Genomic DNA, 23,116 nt, shown 5'->3' with positions numbered 1-23,116 from the left:
CTAATTCGCGCGTGCTAAACTTGCGTGCGCCGGAATTTAGCTAAGAAAAACCCGTCCATTCCATGGCGGTGTGGCAGCAGTTGGAGCATCCCCTTGGCTGCCTGGCGGGCGTCTTGCTCTTCTGTGAGGATAAAAGGGAGACCCTCTCTTAAATCCACCGGCTCGAACTCTGGATGAGCCTGGCGAAAAGATTTGGCCACTTCGAAGTTTTCCTCCGGCTCCACCGTGCAGGTGGAATAGAGGAGTTCTCCACCGAGGGCCACACACTCTGCTGCTTTTTCCAGGATGGCCAGTTGTAGAACCGGCAGCTCCTGCAAATCCTGATCTTCCTTCTGCCAGCGTAAATCCGCTTTGCGTCTGATCACGCCCAGACCGGAACAAGGGGCATCTACTAACACCCGCTCCTGACTCAGAGGTTTCACCCCCGGCAGGGCGCGCGCATCCCCCAGATGCGGCTCGATAATACTGACACCCAGCCGGTCGGCCAGGCCTTCGATTAAGTTAAGTTTATGGGAATGGACGTCAAACGCCAGAATTAATCCTTTGTTATCCATCAGCTGTGCCAAGTGAGTAGTTTTCCCGCCGGGAGCGCTGCAGGCATCAAGCACGTGCTCCCCAGGCACAGGGGAGAGGACATGAGCCACTAACTGCGAACTCTCATCCTGGACCGTAAACAACCCTTCCTGGAAGCTCTGCAGTTTTTCCACCGCTCCAAATTCCCGGATAATCAAGCTTTCAGGCACACGCGCCCCTAATTCAGTCTTAACCCCTTCTTCTTCCAGGCGTTGCTCGAGTTCCAGCCGGGAAACCTTTAAGGTATTCGTGCGGATCCACGTCGGCGCCGGCTCGTTATCGGCCTGGCACAGCGCTTGGGTCTCGTCAAAGCCCCAGCGCTTCCACCAGCGGCGCACCAGCCATTCCGGATGGGAATAGCGCACAGACAGATAGCGCACAGGCTCCCTCTTAGGGTCAGGCCACGGCAAATCCCAGCCCCGGGCACTGACCTGCCGCAGAACGCTGTTCACTAAAGCGGAGAACTTGTGCTGGCTGCCCTTGGTCAGCTCGACCGCTTCATTTACGGCCACCGCCGTGGGTGTTTTCTCCATGAAGAGAACCTGCCAGGCACCGATCCTTAATATTGAACGAACTTGATGGGGCAGGCTGGAGAGAGGCTTGGAGAGATGTAAGCGCAGGGCGAAGTCTAAGGTCAGACGGTGCTTGAGCACGCCGTTAACCAGCATGGTGATAAACTGACGGTCACGAGCCTCAGGATAATGAGCCAGCCTGTTTTGCAATAACAGGTTAGCGTATGCTTTCTCTGCTTCCACCTGGGTCAGAATCCCGGCAGCAGCCTGCCGTGGTGAAGGATTATTCATCCCGGCTCCGGCCCTGGGTAATTAAGATAAAGCGGGCCAATTGCAGCACTGCCGCTAAAGCTGCCGCTACATAGGTAAGCGCAGCAGCATTAAGCACTTTGCGCGCCCCCCGCACTTCATCCCCGGCCAGCATACTTCCGTCCTGAAGGAGAGCCAGGGCGCGACCGCTGGCATTATATTCAACGGGTAAAGTAATAATTTGGAAAACGACCGCCAGCGCAAAAGCATAAATCCCTAATTGTAACAGAAAATCGAAAGACGGCATAAATAAGCCAACTAAAATCAAAATCGGGCCCAGACTGCTGCCGAAATTGGCCACAGGCACGAACGAAGACCGCAGTTGGAGCGGAAAATACCCGGTGGCATGCTGCAGGGCATGCCCTGTCTCATGAGCCGCAACTGCGATTGAAGCCAGAGAGTTGCCGTGGTAGACATCTTCACTCAGGCGCACGACCCGGGTGCGTGGGTCATAATGGTCAGAAAGGCGGCCGCCAATGGGTTCTACTTGAACATCATAAAGCCCATTCTCGTGCAGGATGGCACGGGCTGCCTGTGACCCGGTCAGGCCGGAGCGGGAGGGCACCTCTGAATAACGCCTATAAGCGGAAGAAATTTTCATCTGGGCGTAGATAGACAGTAAAATTGCCGGAATCAAAAGTACCATTGTAGAATCAAAGAAAGGATAACCGAACATTAGCATCCTCCGTTCTTAAAAAACTATCTAAAGACCTCTCCGATGCTGGCGCGTCTGCCGTTGAAGAAATCGCGCGCGGACATGGGGCGCTTGCCGGCAGGCTGGACTTCGAGGAGTTTGAGAATTCCGTGCCCAGTCTGTACCAAAATCCCGTCCGGCTCTATACCAATAATTTGTCCAGGTTGAGCAGCTTCTTCCGGTTGAGCCTCAGTCAGCGAGCCAGCCTCGGATACCGGTGTTGCCTGAACTTGGATTTTTGTGTCGTAGTTCTGAGGGATTACCCTGCTGTGCCAGATTTTTAGCCCTTCTCCTTGAAAATTTGTATATGCTCCGGGCCAAGGATTTAGACCGCGGATTTGGTTATGGACTTCCCAGGCGGAACGCTCCCAGACGATCTGTTCGTGTTCCCGCGTCAGCAGGGCAGCATAGTTAGAATCATCGCCCTGAGGACGCGGAGTAACAGCACGTCCAGCCAAAGCATCCAACGTCATCAGCAAAAGCCTGCCGCCCATCTCGGCTAAGGCATCGTGCACTTCCCCGGTCGTCTCATCCGGCTCAATTGCGTATTCTCTTTGCAATAGTATGTCCCCGGTGTCCAGCCCTTCATCCATCAGCATCGTTGTAACCCCGGTCACAGAATCCCCGTTCATGACCGCCCAGTGAATCGGTGCTGCTCCCCGGTAGTGCGGGAGCAAAGAGGCATGGACGTTGATGCAGCCAAACCGGGGTATGTCCAAGATCGCGCGGGAAAGAATCTGGCCGTAAGCGACAACCACAATGCAGTCCGGATTAAGCTCCTTTAGTTTGGCCACAGCTATAGGATCTTTAATCTTGTATGGCTGACGTACCTTAATCCCGGCCTCTAAGGCAAAGACTTTGACCGGACTTAGTTTTAACTGTTTGCCCCGTCCGGCAGGCCTATCCGGCTGGGTGAATACCGCCGCCACCTCATGCCCACCTTCGAGGAGTGCTTGCAAAGAAGGAACGGCGAAATCCGGCGTTCCCATAAAAACCACTCTCATTGAATTCCCCCTATGAACCCCAAATACCTTATTCTGTTCAATCCAACCCAATCTTATCGACTCTTATAAGTCTTGGACGCAACATCCACGAATAAGACACCTTCAAGATGGTCGATTTCGTGCTGCAGCACCCGGGCCAGGAGTCCTTCTCCTTTTATCTCGGTCATTATTCCCTCGCGATTTAACCCTTGCACCCGCACCTGGGCTGCCCTGGTGACATCCCCGGTTACGCCCGGAATGCTTAAACACCCTTCAGCATCAGTCTCTTCCCCCTGCTTTTCCAAGATAACCGGGTTGATCAGCTCTAGCGGACCGTCTCCCGCGTCGACCACGATTACTCGTTTTGACACTCCAATTTGCGGCGCAGCCAAGCCTACTCCGTCAGCAGCGTACATGGTGTCGCGCATATTGTCGAGTAACTTTTTAATATTGGGAGTTACCTCTTTTACTTCAAGCGCCTTCTCACGCAAAACCGGTGTGCCTATTTCTACAATTTTATATACCGCCAAAGTTCCGTTCCCTCCTCTTGCTTTATAGATCTAAGTTTAGGCCAAAAATAACCTCTATGTTTAATATCTTTACACATATTAACCTTATATACACTTTAACCTTATATACACTACCTTACCCTGAAAGAGGGTCAACCTCAATATTTAGAGCGATTCCGCTACTGGCAGGGTTCTGCGTATAGTCTTGCACCCCGCGATGGAGAAAAGCACGCAAACTGTCCCGGTCCTTCCCTTTAACAGAAACCTGCCAACGGTACTCATTCTTAAGCTTGGGCAAGACGGCCGGCGCCGGTCCCAGGATATCCAATCCATTATTCCCGGCAGGCGTGTCACCCATTCCCCTCTGCAGGCTTAAGGCAAGTTCATGGGCCGCCCGCACAACTCTCTCTTCTTTCTCATGCTGCAGCAGCACCCGAATGACATGGGTAAATGGAGGATACCCCCGCTCGCGGCGGTAATTAATCTCTTCCCAGAAAAAAGAGGTAAAATCATGGCTTGAGGCCCGCACGATCGCCAGGTCGGTTGGGGCATAGGTCTGGATCACTACTTCACCTTCCTTATGCGCACGGCCTGCCCTCCCTGCCACTTGGGTAAGGAGCTGAAACGTTCTTTCCCGCGACCGGAAATCCGGCATATTCAATGTCTGATCCGCAGTTATGACACCCACCAGCGTCACATTGGGAAAATCCAGCCCTTTCGCAATCATCTGGGTTCCAACTAGAATAGATGCTTCCTGCCGCCGAAAACGTTCCAGGATTACGCGATAAGACTCTGGTGTCCGCGTACTGTCATAATCCATCCTTAAGACTGGGGCTTCAGGCAAAATGGCTGCTAATTCCTCCTCCACTCGCTGGGTGCCCTGCCCGAAAAAGCGGATGTAGCGGCTGCCACACTGGGGACAGCGGTGGGGGACACCTTCTTCGTGGTTGCAGTAATGGCAGCGCATCATCTGCCCCTGGCTGTGATAAGTCAAAGCTACGTCACACGAAGGGCAGCGGGCCACATGCCCGCACTCCCGGCAGACTACGAACGTGGAGTAGCCGCGGCGGTTGAGAAAGAGCATCGCCTGTTCCCCGCGCTCAAGTCTCTGCCGCAAAGCGCTTTGCAGATAGAGAGAGAAAATACTCCTGTTTCCTTGGGCCAACTCCTCCCTCATATCAATGACCTTGACCGGAGGCAATGGCCTTTGCCCTACCCGCGCCAGCATGGTCACGAGCTGGATTTTACCGCTGCGGGCGGCTGCATATGCTTCCAGGGACGGAGTAGCGCTGCCAAGCACTACCACGCCACCTTTTCGCTCCATCCTCTTGCGCGCGACCTCACGCGCATGATATTTAGGATTCTCTCCTTGCTTATATGCGCCGTCATGCTCCTCATCCAGGATAATCAGACGCAAGTTTGCCAGCGGGGCAAATACCGCCGAGCGCGCGCCGATGACCAGACGCTTTGTCCCAGCCAGGATTTCTTCCCAGGCTTTGGCCTTTGCCCCTGCGTTGAGTCCGGAGTGCAGGATGATAAGCTCAGATGGGAATTCCTTAATGAAATAATCCGCGATCTGGGAAGTCAGAGAAATCTCCGGCACTAAAAGAATAGCATCCCCGCCTTCTCTTAGCACTTGCGCGATCGCAGCCCGGTACACTTCCGTTTTTCCGCTCCCTGTAACCCCATGCAACAGGAGAGTTTGAAAAGAACCGGTAGCGAGCCCGGCAGTTATTTTTTTTAAGGCTTCCTGTTGTTCGTCAGTTAACGTGAAAGCACCTTTTGCCCCTGAGCCAGAAGAATCCCTTGTCCCAAACCGGTCTTCTGCATCTGAACCTGAAAATAATATATCCGCATTACTAACGTTAGCGACAAAAGTTTTCCCCTGCTCCGTCTCGAATTCCCGTGTGGGCCCAGGTCTCCAGTTCGATGTAAACCGAAATTCTGTTTTTACCCAACCCCTCCTGAGCATGTCGGCAAACCGGGCGCGGTCAATCCCTGTGCGCTTAGATAAAAGAGAAAGAGGCAAGGCTTTGCGCCGGGCCCTGAGCAGTACTGTCATAGCCTGGTACAATTCCAGATCAAAAATCTCCATTGCTTGCAAATCCGGATCAGCGGCAGTTATTAAAGGAATCACCCATTCCTCTGCCTTCCCTTTGAGCACAGGCCAGACCGTATGTAAGCTTTGGGCAACAGGGCAGATTGTAGTCTCAGCCAGCCAGAGAGCCAGCTCAATGAGGTCAGGTGGCACCGGCTGACCCTCAAGCACAGCCGCCACCGGACGCAGCTTGGAAGATTCAAGTTCAGGCGGTAAGTCTGACGGCAATTCTGCAGTGATCTTTACCACTATTCCCTGAACCACGCGCTTTTGCAAAGGGACTAAAACCCTAGCCCCCGGGTTTATCTCCAGGTGCGCGGGTATGATGTATGTATATATTTGATCCAAGCGCCGATTTGCTACATCAACGAACACTTGGGCATAGCGCAAAACTCAGACGCCTCCCTTACTTACTAAAGACTCCTCACTTATATCTATTTTAGCATATTTCCCCGCCGGAAACGAACTTACCGCCTACATGCTTCTTCCTTTTACTCCCAAAAAGAGGAGGGGACTGGTACTTCCCGACTTTCGACGTTTGTCGAATCTAGCTTGCACTGCTTATTGACTCAACACCATTCATGCTGTATTATCTCATCTTTGACAGTTAAAGATTACAAAAAGCTTGGAAACGTTGTACCCACGGCACTTCCAAGCTTTTTTGCGATTTAAAAAAGTGAGTAATATTTTCTATCCTTTTGTCGCACGAAAAATATTTTTCATCTGTTTATTTTTTATTATCTCGTAGTCAGTTCTGAAGCCAAAAGTTCCATGTAAGGCATCGGTAAAATCGGTTCTCGTATAAACGGGTATATATCCCTCATCCTTGACCTTGTAGAAATTCATGTCCCTTAGCCCGTTAATGATCTCACTGCAGGTAAATTTACTATTCAGTTTCTTTTCCAGTAATCGGTAGATAATAAGCGAAATGAAGCAGGTAGTAAAATGGGCCTTAATTCTATCTTCGCGACTCAAATATACGGGTCGCGCTCTGAATTCGCTTTTCATAATCCGGAAGCATTCTTCAATCTCCCAGCGCTGTTGATTAATCCGGATAATCTCCTGCGCACAGCCTTCAAGGTTCGTGCAAACGGCATAAAATCCATCATAGACCTCTTCGGCAGAAATAGATTCGGTGTTTAGTGCATAAATTTCATTGCTTGCTACTTCGCCGTCAGATGTGCAACTGGTTTTCTTGATGAAGCGTTTATAGTCATTCTGATTATTCTTTGAGATTTTGGTGGGATTAGTATCGATTACCTTTTGAGCGCGTTCGATTTGCGAGTTGCGAATTTGACGTTGGTAATTTTTGTACTTAACGGAATAAGTGACAATGAGCTTTTGTTCCAGATCACCTTCTTTAATCCAGCGTTCTTTGTAAAAGTATTTGTCCCAGCAGCTTTCTTCATCAAGTTTAGTGATATCGTAAGTTTTATCATGATCCGTAAGATGCCAACCCTCTGGATCGAGTGCCCATTCCCTTAAATGTTTTTTCAGTTTTTTAATCGATTGGGTTGTGATAAATGCTCGCTGGCCCTCGTCGTTAAATTTTCTATTCCTCACGGAAGCCAGGCCGGCGTCCGTGCAAACAACAAATTTAGAAAGTTTAAAATCGGTAAGAATTTTTTCTTCCAGAGGTTTAAGTGTTACTTGCTCATTAGTATTGCCACTATTTAAGCTAAAAGCAAGGGGAATGCCGTCCCCATCCATGAACAGACCCATTTGAATGATGGGGTTAGGCCGGTGTTCTTTTGAGGCACCATACTGTTTAAGGCCGTCCTCCTGTTCGATCTCAAAGAAATAATTAGTGCAGTCATAATAGAGGATGCTTGTATTTCTTTTAGAGATCCTAAGACTGTTGTGGTAAAGAGAAGACTGTATAAAATCCATTTCCTTAGAAATGACCTCAAGCGCCCTATAAACATGCTGTAGTTCAAAACCGGGTTGCTCAATGAACCTTGAGGAATGCAGATATGTAGAGAGCTTGGAGGAAGGGAAAAGGATCCGTCCGTATAGGAGCCGTGACAAAATAGCATTCAGATCAAAGGAAAACTTATGTCTTTTTGATATCTCAGCAGAAACCTTATGGAGATTAAGTTCATGATAGACCTGCTGCAGAAAAAGATAACCGCCGTTAAACAGGTGCTGATGGTCTTTAGAAATTACTTTAGAAGGTGAATATTTGACTATGATTTCACGCGACTGCTCTTTTTCTTTTTTATTAAGCTCCTCGATGTATGACTTGGCCCATTCAATGGGGTCATGCCCATTTAGTTTCTTTTGTAACTCGGCAATCGTACCTAACTTCTCAACAACTTTAGTAGAACGCCTACCGTTCTCATAAACAGATTGTATGACATAAAGCGAGATGGCATTTTTGGACTTTGATACGCTCAGCCTCATGATAAGGGATCCCTCCAATCCCTTACATTATACCACATTACGCAACATTACGCACTACTATCCAGGACAAATTTGACAGATTATCAATAAAAAAAGCCCTGTTTTCAAGGCTTGTAGGGATTTCTCTTTTAATGCAAGTGTCAAAGACCCGAGGAGGGGACTGGTACTTCCCGACTTTCGACGTTTGTCGAATCTAGCTTGCACTGCTTATTGACTCAACACCATTCATGCTGTATTATCAAAATAAAATGTTCAAGGGGAGTAGCTTTACTACAAAGTCGTCAGCTCAGGGTTTGCCCTCGGCTTTGTAGGCAACGAACATGTTGTTGCAAGACCTTTACCATTAATGGTAAAGGTCTTTTTATATACTACGGGGCATTCGATTTAACAGTAGTGATTTTTTTCATTAAAAAATGAGAAATTATATTTAACCTACATTATGTATTTATGAGGTCGTTTAGATTAGCTAGGTAATTAATTTGAAGAGGAGTGGTTTAATTGGAATTCTTGTCTGCTTTGTTCTCAATTATTATCATCGATCTGGTCCTGGCCGGAGATAACGCCATTGTTATTGGTCTGGCGGCCAGAAATTTGCCACCGAAAAATCAAAAAGCTGTGATTGCCTGGGGCACAGTCGGGGCAGTTGTGATTAGAGCTGCCGCAACCTTGGTAGTCGTCTGGCTCTTAAGAATTCCCGGGTTACTTTTAGCTGGGGGCTTAGTCCTAATTTGGATGGCGTATAAGCTCTTAGTTGAAGAGAAAAAACATGACGTTCAGTCAGGCGCAACGATGTGGGCAGCTATTCGCACGATTATTATTGCAGATGCAGTGATGGGGCTTGATAATGTATTAGCAGTGGCAGGAGCGGCCCACGGTAGTTTCTTAATGGTTATCCTTGGTTTATTGATTAGTGTTCCGATCGTGGTCTGGGGAAGCACCTTGGTCATTAAAGTTATCGACAAGTTCCCGGTTATTATCTACCTTGGTTCGGCAGTCATTGCTTATACAGCCGGGAAAATGATCACTGACGAGCCGTTTCTTAAGACTTTCTTTGAAGAGAACAACGACTTAAAATGGCTCCTAACCATCTTAATCGTTGTCGGTGTAATTGTTGCGGGGAAACTAAAAAAGAAAGCAGATGCAAATCGATCCCACCGATAACTTTATATCTTGGATCATCCGGAAAGTTCACCTTTAGCATTTGCGTTTACTTTATCTTAAATAAACACTGACTAAAGAAAATCTTTCAGAAAAATTATTTGATCGAAAAAATTTCTTGTCAAAACTTACGCTTTTATGGTATGCTCTGAACGAAGCAAAACTCTTTTACCTTTAAGTTAGTCCCGTGAGGCTAAGAAGGGAATGGTGGACCATGATGTTTTTGGCATGGGTGCCTCTTTCTTGCTCGCGGGCAAGGAAGAGGTTTTTTGTTTAAGAAAAAGGAGGTTTTTCCATGGCTACAGAAGTTCAGATTCACGAAAAACTCCCCCTTGCCCAAACGATTCCGCTCGGTTTGCAACACGTTTTTGCCATGTTTGGGGCAACAGTGCTGGTTCCATTTCTAACCGGTTTAAGCCCGGCGATCGCTCTCCTTTCCTCAGGCATCGGCACGATCATCTTCCTACTCCTCACCAAAAGCCGGGTGCCTGCTTACCTAGGTTCGTCTTTCGCTTATATCGCATCCTTAACTTACTTCGTCAAAGAATCCAATGACCTGGCTTCCGCGATGAGTGGAGCCTTAGCAGTAGGACTTATCTATGTTATAGTGTACCTTCTTATGTCAGTCTTTGGCACGGCCTGGATTCATAAAATCGTCCCACCGGTAGTAGCCGGCCCGGTTGTGGCCATCATCGGTTTAAGCCTTACCCCAGTGGCAGCAGGCATGGCTGCCAACGACTGGTATATAGCTATTTTCACCCTGGCTGTGGCAATGCTTCTGTCTGTCTATGCTAAAGGATTTCTTAAGATCATCCCCATCTTGGCAGCTATCATACTCGGTTACATTGCAGCTGCTTTTAAGGGGATTGTAGATTTCAGCGGAGTCGTTGCGTCCATGCAACACCTGGTTGCTTTCCCTGTCAACTTCTCCACCTATCACTTGCCTAGCTTGAATAAAGAAGCAATTTTCATGATGGCTCCGTTAGCCATGGTCACAATTATCGAAGACTTAGGCCATATGATCGTCCTTGGTAATATTACGCACTCTGACCCCATCGAGAATCCCGGCTTTCACAGAGTGCTCCTAGGTAACGGTCTGGCTACTGGCGTCGCGAGCTTCTTAGGTGGTCCTCCGGTAACAACCTACGGCGAAAACATCGGCGTCTTAGCTGTCACCCGCGTTTACAGTACACGCAACATCTGGGTCGCTGCCATTATCGCCATAATCCTAAGCATGTTTAATCCGCTCCAAGCTTTGGTCATGTCCATTCCGCAGGCTGTTATGGGCGGAGTTACCATCCTCCTCTTTGGTATGATCGGTGCCGCAGGCTTGCGTACCCTGATCGAAGCTAAAGTGGATTTTTCCCGCACGAAAAACCTGATTATCGCTTCCGTTATCTTCGCCCTTGGCATCGGCGTTTCAGACCACGGGGTAGCCTGGGCTACCGCTGTAGGCATTCTGCTTAACCTGGTTCTCCGCGATCCGGAAGAGAATTAAGAAGACTCCTTAAAAACAAGGGCCAGCCTAAATCTAGGTTGGCCCTTCTAAAATTTCTTGGATAAGGTTATTACCCTTGGGAGTAATTTAACTTCCCCATAGCCCCGCGCATCACGTTCTCATCCTGCACTCTTATGACCACCTGCGCCGCTTCCCCGGCCTTTTCAACGAAAGCGTACATATATTCAACAGTAACCCCGTGTACCACCAGTTGATTCAAGACTTCTGCCAGGCCGCCCGCGCGGTCAGGCACTTTCAGCACCCATACAGGTGTGATTGAGACGACACATTCCCGGTCTCTTAACTTAGCCGCTACTGCTTCAGGCTCGTCCACCACGATGCGCAAAACACCGTAGTCCTTGGTATCTGCCAAAGAGAGAGCCCTAATGTTAACATTTAATTCCGCGAGTAGGCTTAAGACCTGAGCCAACCGACCCTGAGAGTTTTCCAGAAAGATAGATAGTTGCAGCAACTTAGTCCCCTCCTCTAACCTTTGCGTTTGTCAATAACCCGCTTAGCCTTCCCTTCACTACGCGGGATGCTTTTGGGTTCAACTAGGCGCACGCGCACGGATATGCCAATAATATCTTCAATTCTGCGCTTAACTCGCTCTTGCAGATTCTCTAATTCACGCACCTCATCCAGGAAACTAGCTGTGTTAACCTCTACCCGCACTTCCAACTGATCGAGCGTTCCAACCTTATCCACGACTAACAGGTAGTGAGGTTCGATGCCGCCGACCGAGAGGATAGCTTCTTCCACTTGGCTGGGGAAGACATTCACGCCCCGGATGATCAGCATATCGTCAACCCTTGCAGACACACGGTCCATGGTCCAGCCCTCATGTCCGCAGTGCTCGCATTTGCCATAGCGGAGAGTGGTCAAATCCTTGGTGCGGTAGCGTAGAACCGGGAAACCCTCTTTTTTGAGAGTGGTAAACACCAACTCTCCTTTTTCCCCTTCCGCCAAGGGGTTCCCATTTTCGTCAAGCACTTCCGGATAAAAATGCGCATCGATATGCAGCCCGTGATGGGCCTCACATTCAATCGCAACTCCAGGACCCATGATCTCGCTTAAGCCGTAAATATCAATAGCCGTTAAGCCGAGACGGGCCTCGATCTCTTCACGCATTCCCTCAGTCCAGGGTTCCGCCCCAAAAATCCCGATGCGCAGGCGCAGTTCAGCGCGGGAGATTCCTGCTTCTTCCATACTTTCAGCCAGATAGAGGGCATAAGACGGGGTGCAGGCCAAAACTGTCGTGCCGAAATCCCGCATGAGCATGAGTTGTCTTTGGGTATTCCCTCCTGAAATTGGCACGACTAAAGCGCCAAGTTCTTCACACCCGTAGTGCAAGCCCATACCCCCGGTAAATAACCCATAACCATACGCTACCTGGACAACATCTTTAGAAGTTGCACCCGCCAGGCGCAGACCGTTAGCCACGATCTGCGCCCACAGTTGAACATCTTGACGGGTATACCCTACTACCGTTGGTTTGCCGGTTGTCCCTGACGAGGCATGCACCCGTACCAGTTTTTCCAAAGGCTCTGCCATCAGCCCGAACGGATAGTTAAGCCTTAAATCTTCTTTGCTGGTCAGCGGAAGGCGCTGGAAATCGCTTAAAGACTTAATGTCCTCCGCTTTGGTCACACCGAGTTTTTCTAAACGCTGTTGATAATACGGAACTCTTAAAATTCTGGCAACGGTCTCGCGCAGTTCGTGCACAATCTCTTCCTCTTGCAGCATCAGCTTTTCCTCCTAGTAGGCATATTCAATAACTTAGTGCTCAAAACTTTAGCTTAGCGACATTTAGTATTTCACCATATAGACAAAGTGTCCTTATTTTGTGCTATCATATCTAATTAATAAACTCCTTGTCAAGATACGACAAGGAGTCTATACCAGAAAAAATATTATTTACAGCCCTGCTTGTTGTCTCAGTTCCTGTGCTTTGTCGATTTTCTCCCACGGCAGATCAAGATCAGTCCTGCCGAAATGACCGTATGCCGCAGTCTGGCGGTAAATAGGCCGACGCAAGTCTAAACTCTTGATAATCCCTGCCGGGCGCAGGTCAAAGTTCTTCTTCACTAACTCAATGATTTTTTCTTCGGAAAGCTTGCCGGTGCCGAATGTTTCAACAGCAACGGATACAGGTTGGGCTACCCCGATCGCATACGCTATTTGAATTTCGCAACGTTCGGCCAAACCGGCCGCAACTACGTTTTTGGCTACATAACGCGCGGCATAGGCTGCAGAGCGGTCAACTTTGGTGGGGTCTTTGCCTGAGAAAGCGCCACCGCCGTGGCGAGCCATCCCGCCGTAAGTGTCCACAATAATCTTACGTCCGGTGAGCCCCGCATCCCCCTGCGGGCCGCCGATGACAAAGCGTCCGGTAGGGTTGATAAAATACCGGGTCTTTTCATCGAGAAGTTCAGAGGACACGGTCGGAAAGACCACGTGTTCGAGCAAATCCTTGCGGATTTGTTCCTGAGTAACATCCGGATGGTGCTGGGTCGAAATCACAATTGTATCAACGCGCACAGGCTTGCCATCCTCGTATTCCACTGTCACTTGCGTCTTGCCGTCCGGACGGAGGTAGTCGAGGAGATCGGATTTGCGCACTTGGCTTAGGCGCAAAGCCATCCGGTGTGCTAAGTCAATGGGCAAGGGCATATAACTTTCCGTCTCATTCGTGGCATAGCCAAACATCATGCCCTGGTCTCCGGCACCGATCGCTTCGATCTCCTGGTCTGACATTTCCCCTGTTTTCGCTTCTAAGGCTCTGTCTACTCCTAAAGCAATGTCAGCAGACTGCTCCCCGATTGAGGTCAGGACAGCACAAGTGTCAGCATCGAAACCGTACTTAGCCCTGGTATAGCCTACTTCCCTGATCGTCTCCCTGACAACCCGGGGAATGTCAACATAGCAGGTCGTTGTAATTTCCCCACTTACGAGTACCAGTCCGGTGGTAACTGAGGTTTCACAAGCGACTCTGGCATTAGGGTCTTTTTCGAAGATTGCATCGAGAATAGCATCTGAAATCTGGTCGCAAATCTTATCGGGATGCCCTTCGGTTACAGATTCAGAAGTAAAAAGTTTTCTGACCATTGTTTGTTAATTTTCCTCCTTTACACCGAGTAAAACTGCAATTTCACGAACAAGCCTGCGCGCAATTTCCAGTTTCTCTTGTTGGGGTAAATCTATTCTTCTCCCGTCCGGGAAGAGAAAGCTGACAATATTCGTGGGACTGCCGAAACCAGCTCCCGGCTTGGTAACATCGTTAGCTACCAATAAATCCACATTTTTACGGTGCATTTTCTCTTGAGCGTGTTTGATAAGTTCCTCGGTTTCCGCGGCAAACCCAACTAAGATTTGCCCATTCTTAGAGCGTCCGAGTTCCGCTAAAATGTCCGGGTTCGGAATGAGTTCGAGTTGCAGCTTGTCTCCCTGCTTCTTAATCTTCTGCTCTGACTGCACAGCTGGTCGGTAATCAGCGACTGCCGCCGCCTTAACCACAACATCAACCTCCTGAAAGCGCTTGATCACTTCATCCCGCATTTCGAGAGCAGTCATTACCGGCACATGCAGAACTTGCGACGGCGGGTGGAGTGAAGTCGGGGCGCTTATCAGAACCGTTTCCGCCCCCGCTTCCTGAAGCGCCTGGGCGATAGCATAGCCCATACGCCCGGAACTGCGGTTTCCTATGTAGCGCACAGGATCAAGCGGTTCCTGCGTCCCTCCTGCCGTCACTAAAACCCGCTTTCCTTTAAGCCAAGTTTGGCTTTGGAAAAAGCGCTCAAGCTCTGCCACGATCTCTTCCGGCTCGCTCATGCGACCATCCCCATCTGTGCCACAGGCCTGAAACCCTTCCGCCGGCCCGATCATGTGCACAGAACGTTCAGTGAGGCACCTTAGGTTTTCCTGGGTCGCCGAATGGTGGTACATCCAATGATTCATCGCCGGAGCCACAAAAAGAGGGCTCCGGACAGCAAGGAGCACCGTCGAGAGCAAATCGTCAGCCAAGCCTACCGCCATTTTGGCGATAATATTAGCCGTAGCCGGCACGACCACAACCGCGTCTGCGCGCTCAGCCAAGGCGATATGCTCAACATTCCAGAGCTTGGGCTCGGTAAACATCTCCACATGCACCGGATTGGCGGAGAGGCTTTGCAAGGTGAGCGGAGCAATAAAGTGGGCCGCTTCCTTGGTCATGACCACATGCACATCAGCCCGGAGCTTGCGCAAGCGGCTGACAACCTCAGCAGCCTTATAGGCAGCAATCCCACCCGTAACGCCGACAAGAATAAACTTACCTTCAAGCATAGTGTTACCTTCTTATTTAATACCTTCACGCGTCCGTTCGTAACGGATTTTGCCCAGAGCAATGTCTTCGAGAGCCAAGCTTACCGGCTTAACACCCTTAGTAACTACATCTGAGTTACTGTCTTCCATTAAAAAGCGTGCCCGTTTGGCCGTAACTACGACCAGCGTGTATTTACTGTCTACCTGGCTCATTAATAAATCGAGTGAAGGCTGCTTCATGAATGTTCCTCCTTAAAGAGAAATGGATTCCGCTGAACACGGCACTTCTCTGCAACAAGAATGCTGCGCAATCTGTGAACCGCGGCAGGAACTTCATCATTTACCACAACATAGTCGTATTCAGTTACCAGCTTAATTTCCTGACGGGCAGTGGCTAGCCGCTTGGCGATAACCTCCTCAGCTTCAGTCCCGCGCTTATGGATTCTTTCTGACAGGGCCTCCAGGGACGGCGGCACCACAAAAATAAACAATCCGTCCGGGATGCGCTTTTTGACTTGGAGGGCACCTTTCGTCTCTATCTCTAATATAACGTCTTTCCCAGCACTAAGTGCCTGTTCCATTGCAAAAATAGGAGTTCCGTAATAGTTGCCGCAAAACTCCGCCCATTCCAGCAACTCACCCTTAGCGATCATGCCCTCAAACTCGGCCTTCGTACGGAAAAAATAATGAATCCCCTCTATTTCAGCAGGGCGGGGTTGACGGGTGGTCGCTGAAACAGAATATTGGATATTCGGTTCCTGCCGGAGCAGTTCACGGCAGAGTGTGCCCTTGCCGGCTCCAGAGGGGCCGGAAAGAACAACTAGCAAACCATCTCTTTTCTCCACGCTCACTTACCTAATCAGCCGGATCTTCTACATGGGAACTGGACTCTTTGCTGGAGAGACGGTGGGCCACTGTTTCAGGCTGCACAGCCGAAAGAATGACATGATGGCTGTCGCAAATGATAACCGCCCGCGTCCGCCTGCCATAAGTCGCATCAATGAGCATGCCCGCATCCCGCGCTTCCTGGATAATCCGCTTAATCGGAGCGGATTCCGGGCTGACAATAGAGATAATACGGTTAGCTGAGACAATGTTGCCAAACCCGATGTTGATAAGTTTGATATCCAATATTAACCCCCCTACCTATTCTAAGTTCTGAACCTGTTCCCGAACTTTTTCCAACTCGCTCTTGACATCTATTACAACTTGGGAAATCCCTAAATCATTCGCTTTGGAGCCGATCGTGTTAATCTCCCTGTTCATTTCCTGAATCAGAAAATCCAGTTTGCGCCCGACAGCATCTGAACTTTTAAGGGCTTTCCTACTTTGCTCCAAGTGGCTGTGGAAACGCACGATTTCTTCCGTAATCGAAGCGCGATCCGCAAAGAACGCAACTTCATTAGCCAAGCGGGCTTCATCAAGCACCGTCTCGCCGAGCAAGGCTTGCACCCGCTCCCGCAACCGTTTCTGATAATCAGCTACCACAGAATCGGATCGCTGCTCTATCTTCTCTAAAGAGGCGGCCAGGAAATCAAGGCGTCCTAACAAATCTTCTGTCAGTTTCAGCCCTTCCATCGCCCGCATCCGTACAAAATGATCAAGTGCCGCCGCTAAGGCCTCAGCGCCGACCGGCCACAATTTGTCAAGATCTGTTTCAGCCTCTTCCAGGGAAAGAACTTCCGGCAGCGCCGCCAAACGGTAAATATCCACCTCATAGGCAGTATGTAAGGATAATGCGAGTTCCTTCAGTGTTTTATCATACGACAGCGCTAATTCTTTGTCAACCTTAGCCAATCTCTTTTTTTCTTCCGTTTGCGCGATATTGAGATATATCTCCACCCGCCCGCGCTGGATCTTCTCCTGCACCAGCTTGCGCATCGGTTCTTCAAAGCTCATAAAGTTCTTGGGGAGACGGACTACTACTTCCAAGAAACGATGGTTCACCGCTTTTAGTTCCACAGTAAACTGGTAATCCAGCCCACTGGCCTCGCCCCGGCCAAAGCCGGTCATACTGTTAGCCAAATAAACGCACCTCTCCATTCTTGGCCCAGTTACATCCCCTCAAATACTATGGCGATTCCCTAAGCCTTATTCATCTACTTGAACCGCATAAGCTATTCTATCATTATACTTTATTCTTCTGGATTGGTAAAAAAAGACCCCACATTTTAGAGCAGCCTCTTTTTTTGTTCTTGAGAAATCACAAAAATTACGAAGTATGAAATTAAGTGTTGCAAAACATTTCAAAAATTGTCTTATACATATGCAAGGAAATAATTGGTTATTAAAAATTAATCGGAAAAGACGGAGTGATTGGTTTGTTAGTTATTACGGGCAAAAAATTGCTTTCCGTAATGTACAAATAGCATATCTCCAAGAATGCAAAAAGGCAGGAATTGCGGTTTATTTGCCCATAATTCTGCCCTTTTGTTTTTCATGGATAAGGTGAAGCGGTGCTGAAAAATTAGTTTTTGAGGTTTACAAAATTGGACATGCCATCTCTTTAGCAGTCGAAGGGTGGGATGCCTGATGACTGAGGCTCTGATTGTCCAATCACAGAAAGGTGACAGCGACGCGACTTTAATGCTTATAAAAAAATTTGATCCATTGCTAAAAAAGTATGCTTATAAGCTCTATTATGATGATGCCTATAACAATCTTCTTTTTGATTTTATTGAGCTTCTCAATAATATTCGGCTTGACCGCCTGCACAACACAAGTGAAGGGACCCTTGTCTCCTATATATGTACAGCAATTCGCAGCAGCTATATAAAAAGATTATTAGCTCTAAAGAAACTTCACAATTTTGTATCGTATTCGGACCTTAGTGACAGTGAACTTTATTATGCTGAAGCTGCATCGGCTACCTCTGACACATATTTCAAGCTCGAGTTAATAGGTATTGACGATGTGCTGACTGAATCTGAATTAACAATTGTCAAAATGATTTATTTTTTAGGCTATACCGTAACAGAAACTGCATCTATTTATGGAATTACTAGACAAGCAGTCAGCAAAACAAAAAAACGGGCTTTGCAGAAATTGGCAAGATGGTTCAGAGAAACATTGAGGAGGAATTAAAGTGGATACGTTTTTGAATAATTTCAAAATAATATTTGCTCTGATAGGGGGGGGTTGGGGATGGTTATTAGGGGGTCTTGATTCTCTGGTTTATGCGCTGATGGCGTTTGTGGCAATTGATTATGTAACCGGAGTCCTGTTGGCGATTTGCGAAAAAAACATTTCGAGTGATATCGGATTTAAAGGTATTAGCAAAAAGGTATTGATATTTTCCATGAGTTGCCTTGGGGAACATTATTGACCAATACATAATCGGTTCAAGCAGTTCGCTTAGAACAATGCTTATTACTTTTTATCTGTCCAATGAAGGTATCAGCATACTTGAAAACTCCGCAAAAATGGGGGTGCCATTTCCAGAGATGTGGCATATGAAAACGTTACGGGTGTTTATAATTGTTAACCTAAAAAAGCGAGAAAAAACTAGCCTTAACAAGGGGTTGTTGCAAAAGTTTAGTGGAAATTTTTATATCCCCACTTTCCCTGTGAAAATAGCCAAATATAAATTAAGCCCGCACCACTTTGAACGTGATGCGGGCATTGTTTTGGGATTAGAAAACAACTGGACCAAATTCCTTGGACTTTTGCGACATGGGTTGTGTTTATTATTATCATATGATAAATGAAAAAGCAAAGTCATGGCATCCCAGAGCAAGACTTGACATGGGGGCGGCGGATGCTACTGCTAAATCAGCGGGATGGGGCTTACCCAAGAGAAATACATTCTATAAGCCACGGCCATCGACCCATTGAAGCATCCAACGTAGGGTCCCGTGTCAAGTCGACCTCAGAGAAGAAAAGGAGGTAAATGCTCTCGCTCGATTAGAGAGCAAGACCGATTGTGAGAAAAGGAGATTATCTTTAATTTTTAAAATCGTGTCTTGACAAGTGGGGACATTACAGCGGGAGCCCTAGTTCTGTTGAGTGTACATCAGAAGCGTCTTTGGCCTGATTGATCATCATGATTCTTTCGCTCCGGTAGGCTATTCTTCCCTAATTGCATTTTCAAAAAGTTTCGTAAATCCCCATTTGTATGCATGATACAACATAATAGGAATCCATAAAGCAAAAGCAGAGTACTTTGATGTTTCAGTTAAATTAGTAAAATAATATAAATAAAATCCACAAATATATAATGTAGCTGATGTGAGTAATTTGGAAATAAATTTGGCTTTTACATAAGAAGGTTTATTATTTATATGATAGGTTACTGAAAAAGTTGGTTTTAGTTTTTGAAGAAGTGCAATAAGTAAAATTAGAGTAGCGACTATAAAAATCATTTTTATATTACTTATATTTACTTGCCTAAAAACATACTCTACAGACAATATCTGTCACCTCCTTTTTTCAGTTTATTTTATTACTTCTTAAATTATCAGCAGCAAAAAGAATAAGATAATTTTTCTCTCGGCTCCTAATCAAAGTCTTACCTCCCGCATCGCATAGATGTATATAATTTTATAAATGACAGTGTCTGATGAATGTTTCTTACTATGATATAAGACAACAAGAAGGGGTTTGTGCAACATGTTTTGATAAAAAATCTTAATTAAACACCAAAAAGAGGGGAGATTGATAAAATGTTTTAGTTGTCAGTCAATCTTGCCAAAAGAAAACCGGACATCGGTAATTTCTCCATCTTTGTAAGTCTTATTAAAGGGAACCGTAAGGTAATAATTGCCGTCTTCGCCTGTAACGATAGACGACGGCTTCATTTTATACCAATCTTTTACTCCCTCATATCCATACTCATTCACAGTCTTGTTGATCCCAACCATGGCCGTGATATCCGGATACAGCAGCTGATATTTTCCATTCAGCACGACTGTGAACCGAGTCCCGGTTAACGTATAGGAAATGATTTTGTCGCAGTCTCCCATACCTGATTGAAACTCATATTGGCCGGAAGCGGCATTGTAAGTCAAGCTAAATTCAACGCCGTAAATATCCCGCCCGGCATGGAAATAGTATACCTTAGGCTTAGCAATGTATGACCAGCCTGCCGGCGATTCTGAGAGAACAATCTCAGGTTTTTGGGCTGCAGCCGTATCTCCGGGATCAGTCAAAGAGGGGAGAACTGGTGTTACCTGACAGGACAGGTATTTGAAGTCCTGCTGACCTTCATCCACCACAAGCGTAACCTTCTTAAGGTTTTCTTCGGTTACATTATCATAATAATGAAAATCGATGGTTACAAGCTTATCCTGTCTGGAAACCTTATCGATTTCAAATAAACCGCCTCCCCCGGATGTTTGACCTATTAGGTAAGCATTTTCCACGGGATTGTATACTTCTAATGATTTCAAATAACTTTCCGACAGGTTGAAATGTCTGCATAAGGGGGCTTCAAGCATTTCAGCAGGAATATGACATTTTTGATCCTCATTACTCCAATAAGAACTAACATTGATGTTATCACCGATAATACTTTGGAAACTAAAGGTGAGCAAAGGAATGATTTCGATCTCTTCAGGGCTGTCCCAAGATTCCCAGGAAATTGCGGAATCGACCAGCGGTTGAACATAAGTCTTGGCGTAAAAATCATTATCCCGCAAAACAGATTGATTATTTTCGGGCTCTCCCGTGGATGAAGTCACAGGTCTCCGTTCTTTATCTGCTGATGTTGCAATTTGGGCTGTACAGCCACTGAGCAATACAACAGAAGAAAACAAAGTTACAAAAAAAATCAGAAGTAAATATTTTTTCATTCTAGTCAATGACCTTCTTATTTTTTAATGATAATCTTCTTATTATATAAGACATCCGGGATGTGTTTTTGCAACATGGTTTTATAAAATTATTTATCGAAAGTTCATCAGAAGCGACTCAATTTATGATCGTTTCAATCTGATAGTCTAAGCCAGCGGCTATTGTTCTTGAAAAAAAATCACTAAAATTATGGTATGATTAATCATGAAGGAGTGATTGGATGGTAATGATGATCGCCGCAATGTCAAACGATGACGATAAAGTCTTTATGCTTAACTTGTATCAGGGCTATTACGGTCTCGTGCGAAAGACCGTTTACAATATTATACATGATGCGGACAATGTAGAAGATCTAATCAACGATATTTTCCTAAAACTAATTGAAAAAATTTCTTTAATTCAAACTTTGGACAGTTGCAAAACGGCTGCTTATGTTGTCTATACCTCCAGGAGTGTGGGAATCAACTTTTTAAAACACAGGCGTGTACAGAACAAGCATGCGTATTATGGAGAAGAGACGGATTTGGCTGAAAAAATTCCCGGCTTTGAAGAAACCATAGAAGACAGGATCATCCAACAGGAAGAAATTGAAGAGATGGGGAATGCCATATTGAGGCTTCCGGAAAAGCAGAAAGATCTGTTGTATTTTGAATATATCCTGGAAATGGATAATGATAAATTAGCGGAAATTATGGGAATAGCGCCTGCTAGTGTACGGCAGTATTTGACAAGAGCTCGAAGAAAAGCCAAAAAACTCATGGATCAGGAGATGATTAAGCATGTCGAATAACAGCTCGGAACAAATCCGGAAAAAGCTTTATGAAGAATATGAAGACAGTCTGTTCAGGTTGATCATGCACGACGCTTCGGAAAAAGAAGGAAAGCTTTTTCTGGAAGAAAAAGAAAAGCTGAAAAATGACCCGGAGTCTTTACCTTCCGAGGAGGCATTCCAAAGGTTTAGCCAACAACTGGACGCTCATTTAAAAAAAAACCGAAGGCCTATGCCGGAAGGCGGCGCATTTTGAAGCCCTTAAACAGAGTGGCTGTAGCTATGCTGGTTGTGATTGTTATATTGTTTACCACAGTGGCAAGCGTGCAGGCAGTGAGAGTTAGGGTGCTGAATTTTTTGATGGATATCCAACCGAAATATACATCTTTTGAACTAAAGGAGAACGACAGCGGTTCGGGCGGCAGAAGTCCTGTTGTAAACTGGACCAAGGCCTATGTTCCGACTTATATGCCGGACGGATATAAAGTCAGTAACATTTCCAACAACGAACTTTTAAAAAAAAATCGTATTCGAAAATCAGCAGGGCTCGCTTATTCTTTATACGGAATTAACTGAAGGCAATAACCATGGGGTAGATACTGAAGATGCTTCCGACTTGAAACCAATCAGTATCAACGGACATGAGGGAACGCTTGTCGTCAAAAAATCAATGGTTACAATCGTATGGGAAATGGATAACCATATGTTTACTGTTCAGGCACAGACGAGTGAGGACACTGCGGTGAAGATAGCCGAAGGAGTAAAATATGTAGATTAAAAAAATTTTGTTGCAAAAAACCTTCTTTGTTGTCTTTAGTTATTGAAAGATATTCAAAGGAGGTTTTTTATTTTATGAAAAAATTTATGTGCATGGGTCTTGTTGTCCTTATGATCGTTTTCTCTGTCGTTCCGGCTTACGCGGCTGACGGGACAAACAACGTAAAAACACAAGGATTGATGACTCCTCTATTTACGTACATTTGGACTTTAGATGCGGGGCTAACTATCGATTCATCTGGGAAAGCCGCTTGTGTTGGGAATGTTACACTTTACAACAATTCGTACAGTACAGATTTGACTGTCCAGCTACAAAAATCCACCAGCAATGGCTGGAGCGCAATCAAGACGTGGACGGCGTCAGGTACCGGGGTTGCCGGCACTGAAATAGTAGAATATTACTACGTTACCACAGGCACCTATAGGGTAAGTGCTACCGCTAAAGTTTATGATGCTTCCGGCATGCTGTTGGAAACTGAATCATTATATTCCGCTACGGTAACATATTGAATTAGCTTGCTATAATGTTGGATCGAGTACCCTAAATTACACGGGGAGCCAATAAGGATTGACATCGAATAGTAAGATTATTTGCTGAGGTCAGAGAACAATCCGCTGGCCTCTTTATTAATTAAATTAATTATCAGTGATAAGGGCAAACCTGTTAAAAACAGGGACGCAAAGCCATAAGGGTCTAAGGTGCTGATCGGCACTATGACAGCCTGGCTGCCACGGAGACTA

Annotated in this window: 24 protein-coding genes, 1 pseudogene and 1 riboswitch; of the genes and pseudogenes, 9 read left to right on the top strand and 16 right to left on the bottom strand. The window is 46.7% G+C overall.

Annotated elements, in window-relative coordinates:
• Positions 1-14 precede the first annotated feature (14 nt).
• The 6 genes from rsmB to ACYQ2N_RS15645 all read right to left on the bottom strand — a co-directional run bounded on the left by rsmB (position 15) and on the right by ACYQ2N_RS15645 (position 8,081).
• The gene (gene rsmB / locus ACYQ2N_RS15670; protein WP_460000218.1) at positions 15-1,376 is read right to left on the bottom strand and encodes a 16S rRNA (cytosine(967)-C(5))-methyltransferase RsmB; all 1,362 of its coding nucleotides are present in this window, start codon (positions 1,374-1,376) and stop codon (positions 15-17) included.
• On the bottom strand, positions 1,369-2,070 hold the full coding sequence (locus tag ACYQ2N_RS15665) for a zinc metallopeptidase (RefSeq protein WP_460000216.1): 702 nt from the start codon (positions 2,068-2,070) through the stop codon (positions 1,369-1,371). The genes rsmB and ACYQ2N_RS15665 overlap by 8 nt, the downstream gene beginning before the upstream one ends.
• Positions 2,071-2,093: 23 nt before the next feature.
• Entirely contained in the window at positions 2,094-3,092 is a 999-nt protein-coding gene (gene fmt, locus ACYQ2N_RS15660; RefSeq protein ID WP_460000214.1) for a methionyl-tRNA formyltransferase, read from the bottom strand.
• A gap of 53 nt (positions 3,093-3,145) precedes the next feature.
• Entirely contained in the window at positions 3,146-3,601 is a 456-nt protein-coding gene (gene def / locus ACYQ2N_RS15655; RefSeq protein WP_460000213.1) for a peptide deformylase, read from the bottom strand.
• 115 nt (positions 3,602-3,716) lie between these two features.
• Positions 3,717-6,068: a replication restart helicase PriA gene (priA, locus tag ACYQ2N_RS15650; RefSeq protein ID WP_460000211.1), complete on the bottom strand. Its 2,352-nt coding sequence runs from the start codon at positions 6,066-6,068 to the stop codon at positions 3,717-3,719.
• Between the two features lie 300 nt (positions 6,069-6,368).
• Positions 6,369-8,081, bottom strand: coding sequence for an IS1634 family transposase (locus tag ACYQ2N_RS15645; RefSeq protein ID WP_459997420.1), 1,713 nt, complete (start codon positions 8,079-8,081; stop codon positions 6,369-6,371).
• Between the two features lie 498 nt (positions 8,082-8,579).
• Here ACYQ2N_RS15645 and ACYQ2N_RS15640 point away from each other — a divergent pair, with 498 nt between their 5' ends.
• The gene (locus tag ACYQ2N_RS15640) at positions 8,580-9,242 is read left to right on the top strand and encodes a TerC family protein (protein ID WP_460000209.1); all 663 of its coding nucleotides are present in this window, start codon (positions 8,580-8,582) and stop codon (positions 9,240-9,242) included.
• Between the two features lie 292 nt (positions 9,243-9,534).
• The gene (locus tag ACYQ2N_RS15635) at positions 9,535-10,737 is read left to right on the top strand and encodes a solute carrier family 23 protein (RefSeq protein WP_460000207.1); all 1,203 of its coding nucleotides are present in this window, start codon (positions 9,535-9,537) and stop codon (positions 10,735-10,737) included.
• Positions 10,738-10,807: 70 nt separating this feature from the next.
• Here the strand turns inward: ACYQ2N_RS15635 and ACYQ2N_RS15630 are convergent, their stop codons facing one another.
• The 8 genes from ACYQ2N_RS15630 to ACYQ2N_RS15595 all read right to left on the bottom strand — a co-directional run bounded on the left by ACYQ2N_RS15630 (position 10,808) and on the right by ACYQ2N_RS15595 (position 17,064).
• Positions 10,808-11,209, bottom strand: a complete 402-nt coding sequence (locus ACYQ2N_RS15630; RefSeq protein WP_460000206.1) for an ACT domain-containing protein — start codon at positions 11,207-11,209, stop codon at positions 10,808-10,810.
• A 14-nt stretch (positions 11,210-11,223) separates the two neighbouring features.
• Positions 11,224-12,483 (bottom strand): phenylacetate--CoA ligase family protein, encoded by a 1,260-nt coding sequence (locus ACYQ2N_RS15625; protein ID WP_460000205.1) that lies wholly within the window; start codon positions 12,481-12,483, stop codon positions 11,224-11,226.
• Positions 12,484-12,654: 171 nt separating this feature from the next.
• Positions 12,655-13,845: a methionine adenosyltransferase gene (metK, locus tag ACYQ2N_RS15620; protein ID WP_460000204.1), complete on the bottom strand. Its 1,191-nt coding sequence runs from the start codon at positions 13,843-13,845 to the stop codon at positions 12,655-12,657.
• A 6-nt stretch (positions 13,846-13,851) separates the two neighbouring features.
• Positions 13,852-15,060 carry a bifunctional phosphopantothenoylcysteine decarboxylase/phosphopantothenate--cysteine ligase CoaBC gene (coaBC, locus tag ACYQ2N_RS15615; RefSeq protein ID WP_460000202.1) on the bottom strand — a complete coding sequence of 403 codons (1,209 nt, stop codon included), beginning with the start codon at positions 15,058-15,060 and terminating at the stop codon, positions 13,852-13,854.
• 12 nt (positions 15,061-15,072) lie between these two features.
• Positions 15,073-15,279, bottom strand: a complete 207-nt coding sequence (rpoZ, locus tag ACYQ2N_RS15610; RefSeq protein WP_460000201.1) for a DNA-directed RNA polymerase subunit omega — start codon at positions 15,277-15,279, stop codon at positions 15,073-15,075.
• On the bottom strand, positions 15,276-15,884 hold the full coding sequence (gene gmk / locus ACYQ2N_RS15605) for a guanylate kinase (protein ID WP_460000200.1): 609 nt from the start codon (positions 15,882-15,884) through the stop codon (positions 15,276-15,278). Before gmk ends, rpoZ begins: the two co-directional genes overlap by 4 nt.
• A gap of 10 nt (positions 15,885-15,894) precedes the next feature.
• Complete coding sequence (gene remA / locus ACYQ2N_RS15600) at positions 15,895-16,170, bottom strand: extracellular matrix/biofilm regulator RemA (protein ID WP_460000199.1); 276 nt, start codon at positions 16,168-16,170, stop codon at positions 15,895-15,897.
• Between the two features lie 15 nt (positions 16,171-16,185).
• A complete protein-coding gene (locus ACYQ2N_RS15595; RefSeq protein ID WP_460000198.1) occupies positions 16,186-17,064 on the bottom strand; it encodes a YicC/YloC family endoribonuclease in 879 nt (292 codons plus the stop codon).
• A gap of 507 nt (positions 17,065-17,571) precedes the next feature.
• Here ACYQ2N_RS15595 and ACYQ2N_RS15590 point away from each other — a divergent pair.
• Both ACYQ2N_RS15590 and ACYQ2N_RS15585 read left to right on the top strand, forming a co-directional pair.
• Positions 17,572-18,123: a sigma-70 family RNA polymerase sigma factor gene (locus ACYQ2N_RS15590; RefSeq protein ID WP_460000196.1), complete on the top strand. Its 552-nt coding sequence runs from the start codon at positions 17,572-17,574 to the stop codon at positions 18,121-18,123.
• Position 18,124: 1 nt separating this feature from the next.
• A pseudogene (locus tag ACYQ2N_RS15585) lies at positions 18,125-18,482 on the top strand (phage holin family protein); the annotation flags it as partial.
• Positions 18,483-19,103: 621 nt separating this feature from the next.
• Here the strand turns inward: ACYQ2N_RS15585 and ACYQ2N_RS15580 are convergent.
• Positions 19,104-19,448 (bottom strand): hypothetical protein, encoded by a 345-nt coding sequence (locus ACYQ2N_RS15580; protein WP_460000195.1) that lies wholly within the window; start codon positions 19,446-19,448, stop codon positions 19,104-19,106.
• 264 nt (positions 19,449-19,712) lie between these two features.
• Positions 19,713-20,828, bottom strand: coding sequence for a hypothetical protein (locus ACYQ2N_RS15575; protein WP_460000194.1), 1,116 nt, complete (start codon positions 20,826-20,828; stop codon positions 19,713-19,715).
• 221 nt (positions 20,829-21,049) lie between these two features.
• Here ACYQ2N_RS15575 and ACYQ2N_RS15570 point away from each other — a divergent pair, with 221 nt between their 5' ends.
• The 5 genes from ACYQ2N_RS15570 (at position 21,050) to ACYQ2N_RS15550 (ending at position 22,885) form a co-directional block, all read left to right on the top strand.
• Positions 21,050-21,619 carry an RNA polymerase sigma factor gene (locus tag ACYQ2N_RS15570; RefSeq protein WP_460000193.1) on the top strand — a complete coding sequence of 190 codons (570 nt, stop codon included), beginning with the start codon at positions 21,050-21,052 and terminating at the stop codon, positions 21,617-21,619.
• Entirely contained in the window at positions 21,609-21,854 is a 246-nt protein-coding gene (locus tag ACYQ2N_RS15565) for a hypothetical protein (protein ID WP_460000191.1), read from the top strand. Before ACYQ2N_RS15570 ends, ACYQ2N_RS15565 begins: the two co-directional genes overlap by 11 nt.
• Positions 21,851-22,174, top strand: coding sequence for a hypothetical protein (locus ACYQ2N_RS15560; RefSeq protein ID WP_460000190.1), 324 nt, complete (start codon positions 21,851-21,853; stop codon positions 22,172-22,174). Before ACYQ2N_RS15565 ends, ACYQ2N_RS15560 begins: the two co-directional genes overlap by 4 nt.
• Positions 22,122-22,376, top strand: coding sequence for a DUF4367 domain-containing protein (locus ACYQ2N_RS15555; protein WP_460000558.1), 255 nt, complete (start codon positions 22,122-22,124; stop codon positions 22,374-22,376). The genes ACYQ2N_RS15560 and ACYQ2N_RS15555 overlap by 53 nt, the downstream gene beginning before the upstream one ends.
• Positions 22,377-22,450: 74 nt before the next feature.
• The gene (locus tag ACYQ2N_RS15550) at positions 22,451-22,885 is read left to right on the top strand and encodes a hypothetical protein (RefSeq protein ID WP_460000188.1); all 435 of its coding nucleotides are present in this window, start codon (positions 22,451-22,453) and stop codon (positions 22,883-22,885) included.
• Between the two features lie 134 nt (positions 22,886-23,019).
• A riboswitch (cyclic di-GMP riboswitch) is annotated at positions 23,020-23,109 on the top strand.
• Positions 23,110-23,116: the final 7 nt, after the last annotated feature.

Source organism: Paradesulfitobacterium aromaticivorans (assembly GCF_054657415.1).
This window is presented reverse-complemented; position numbering and strand designations above follow the sequence as displayed.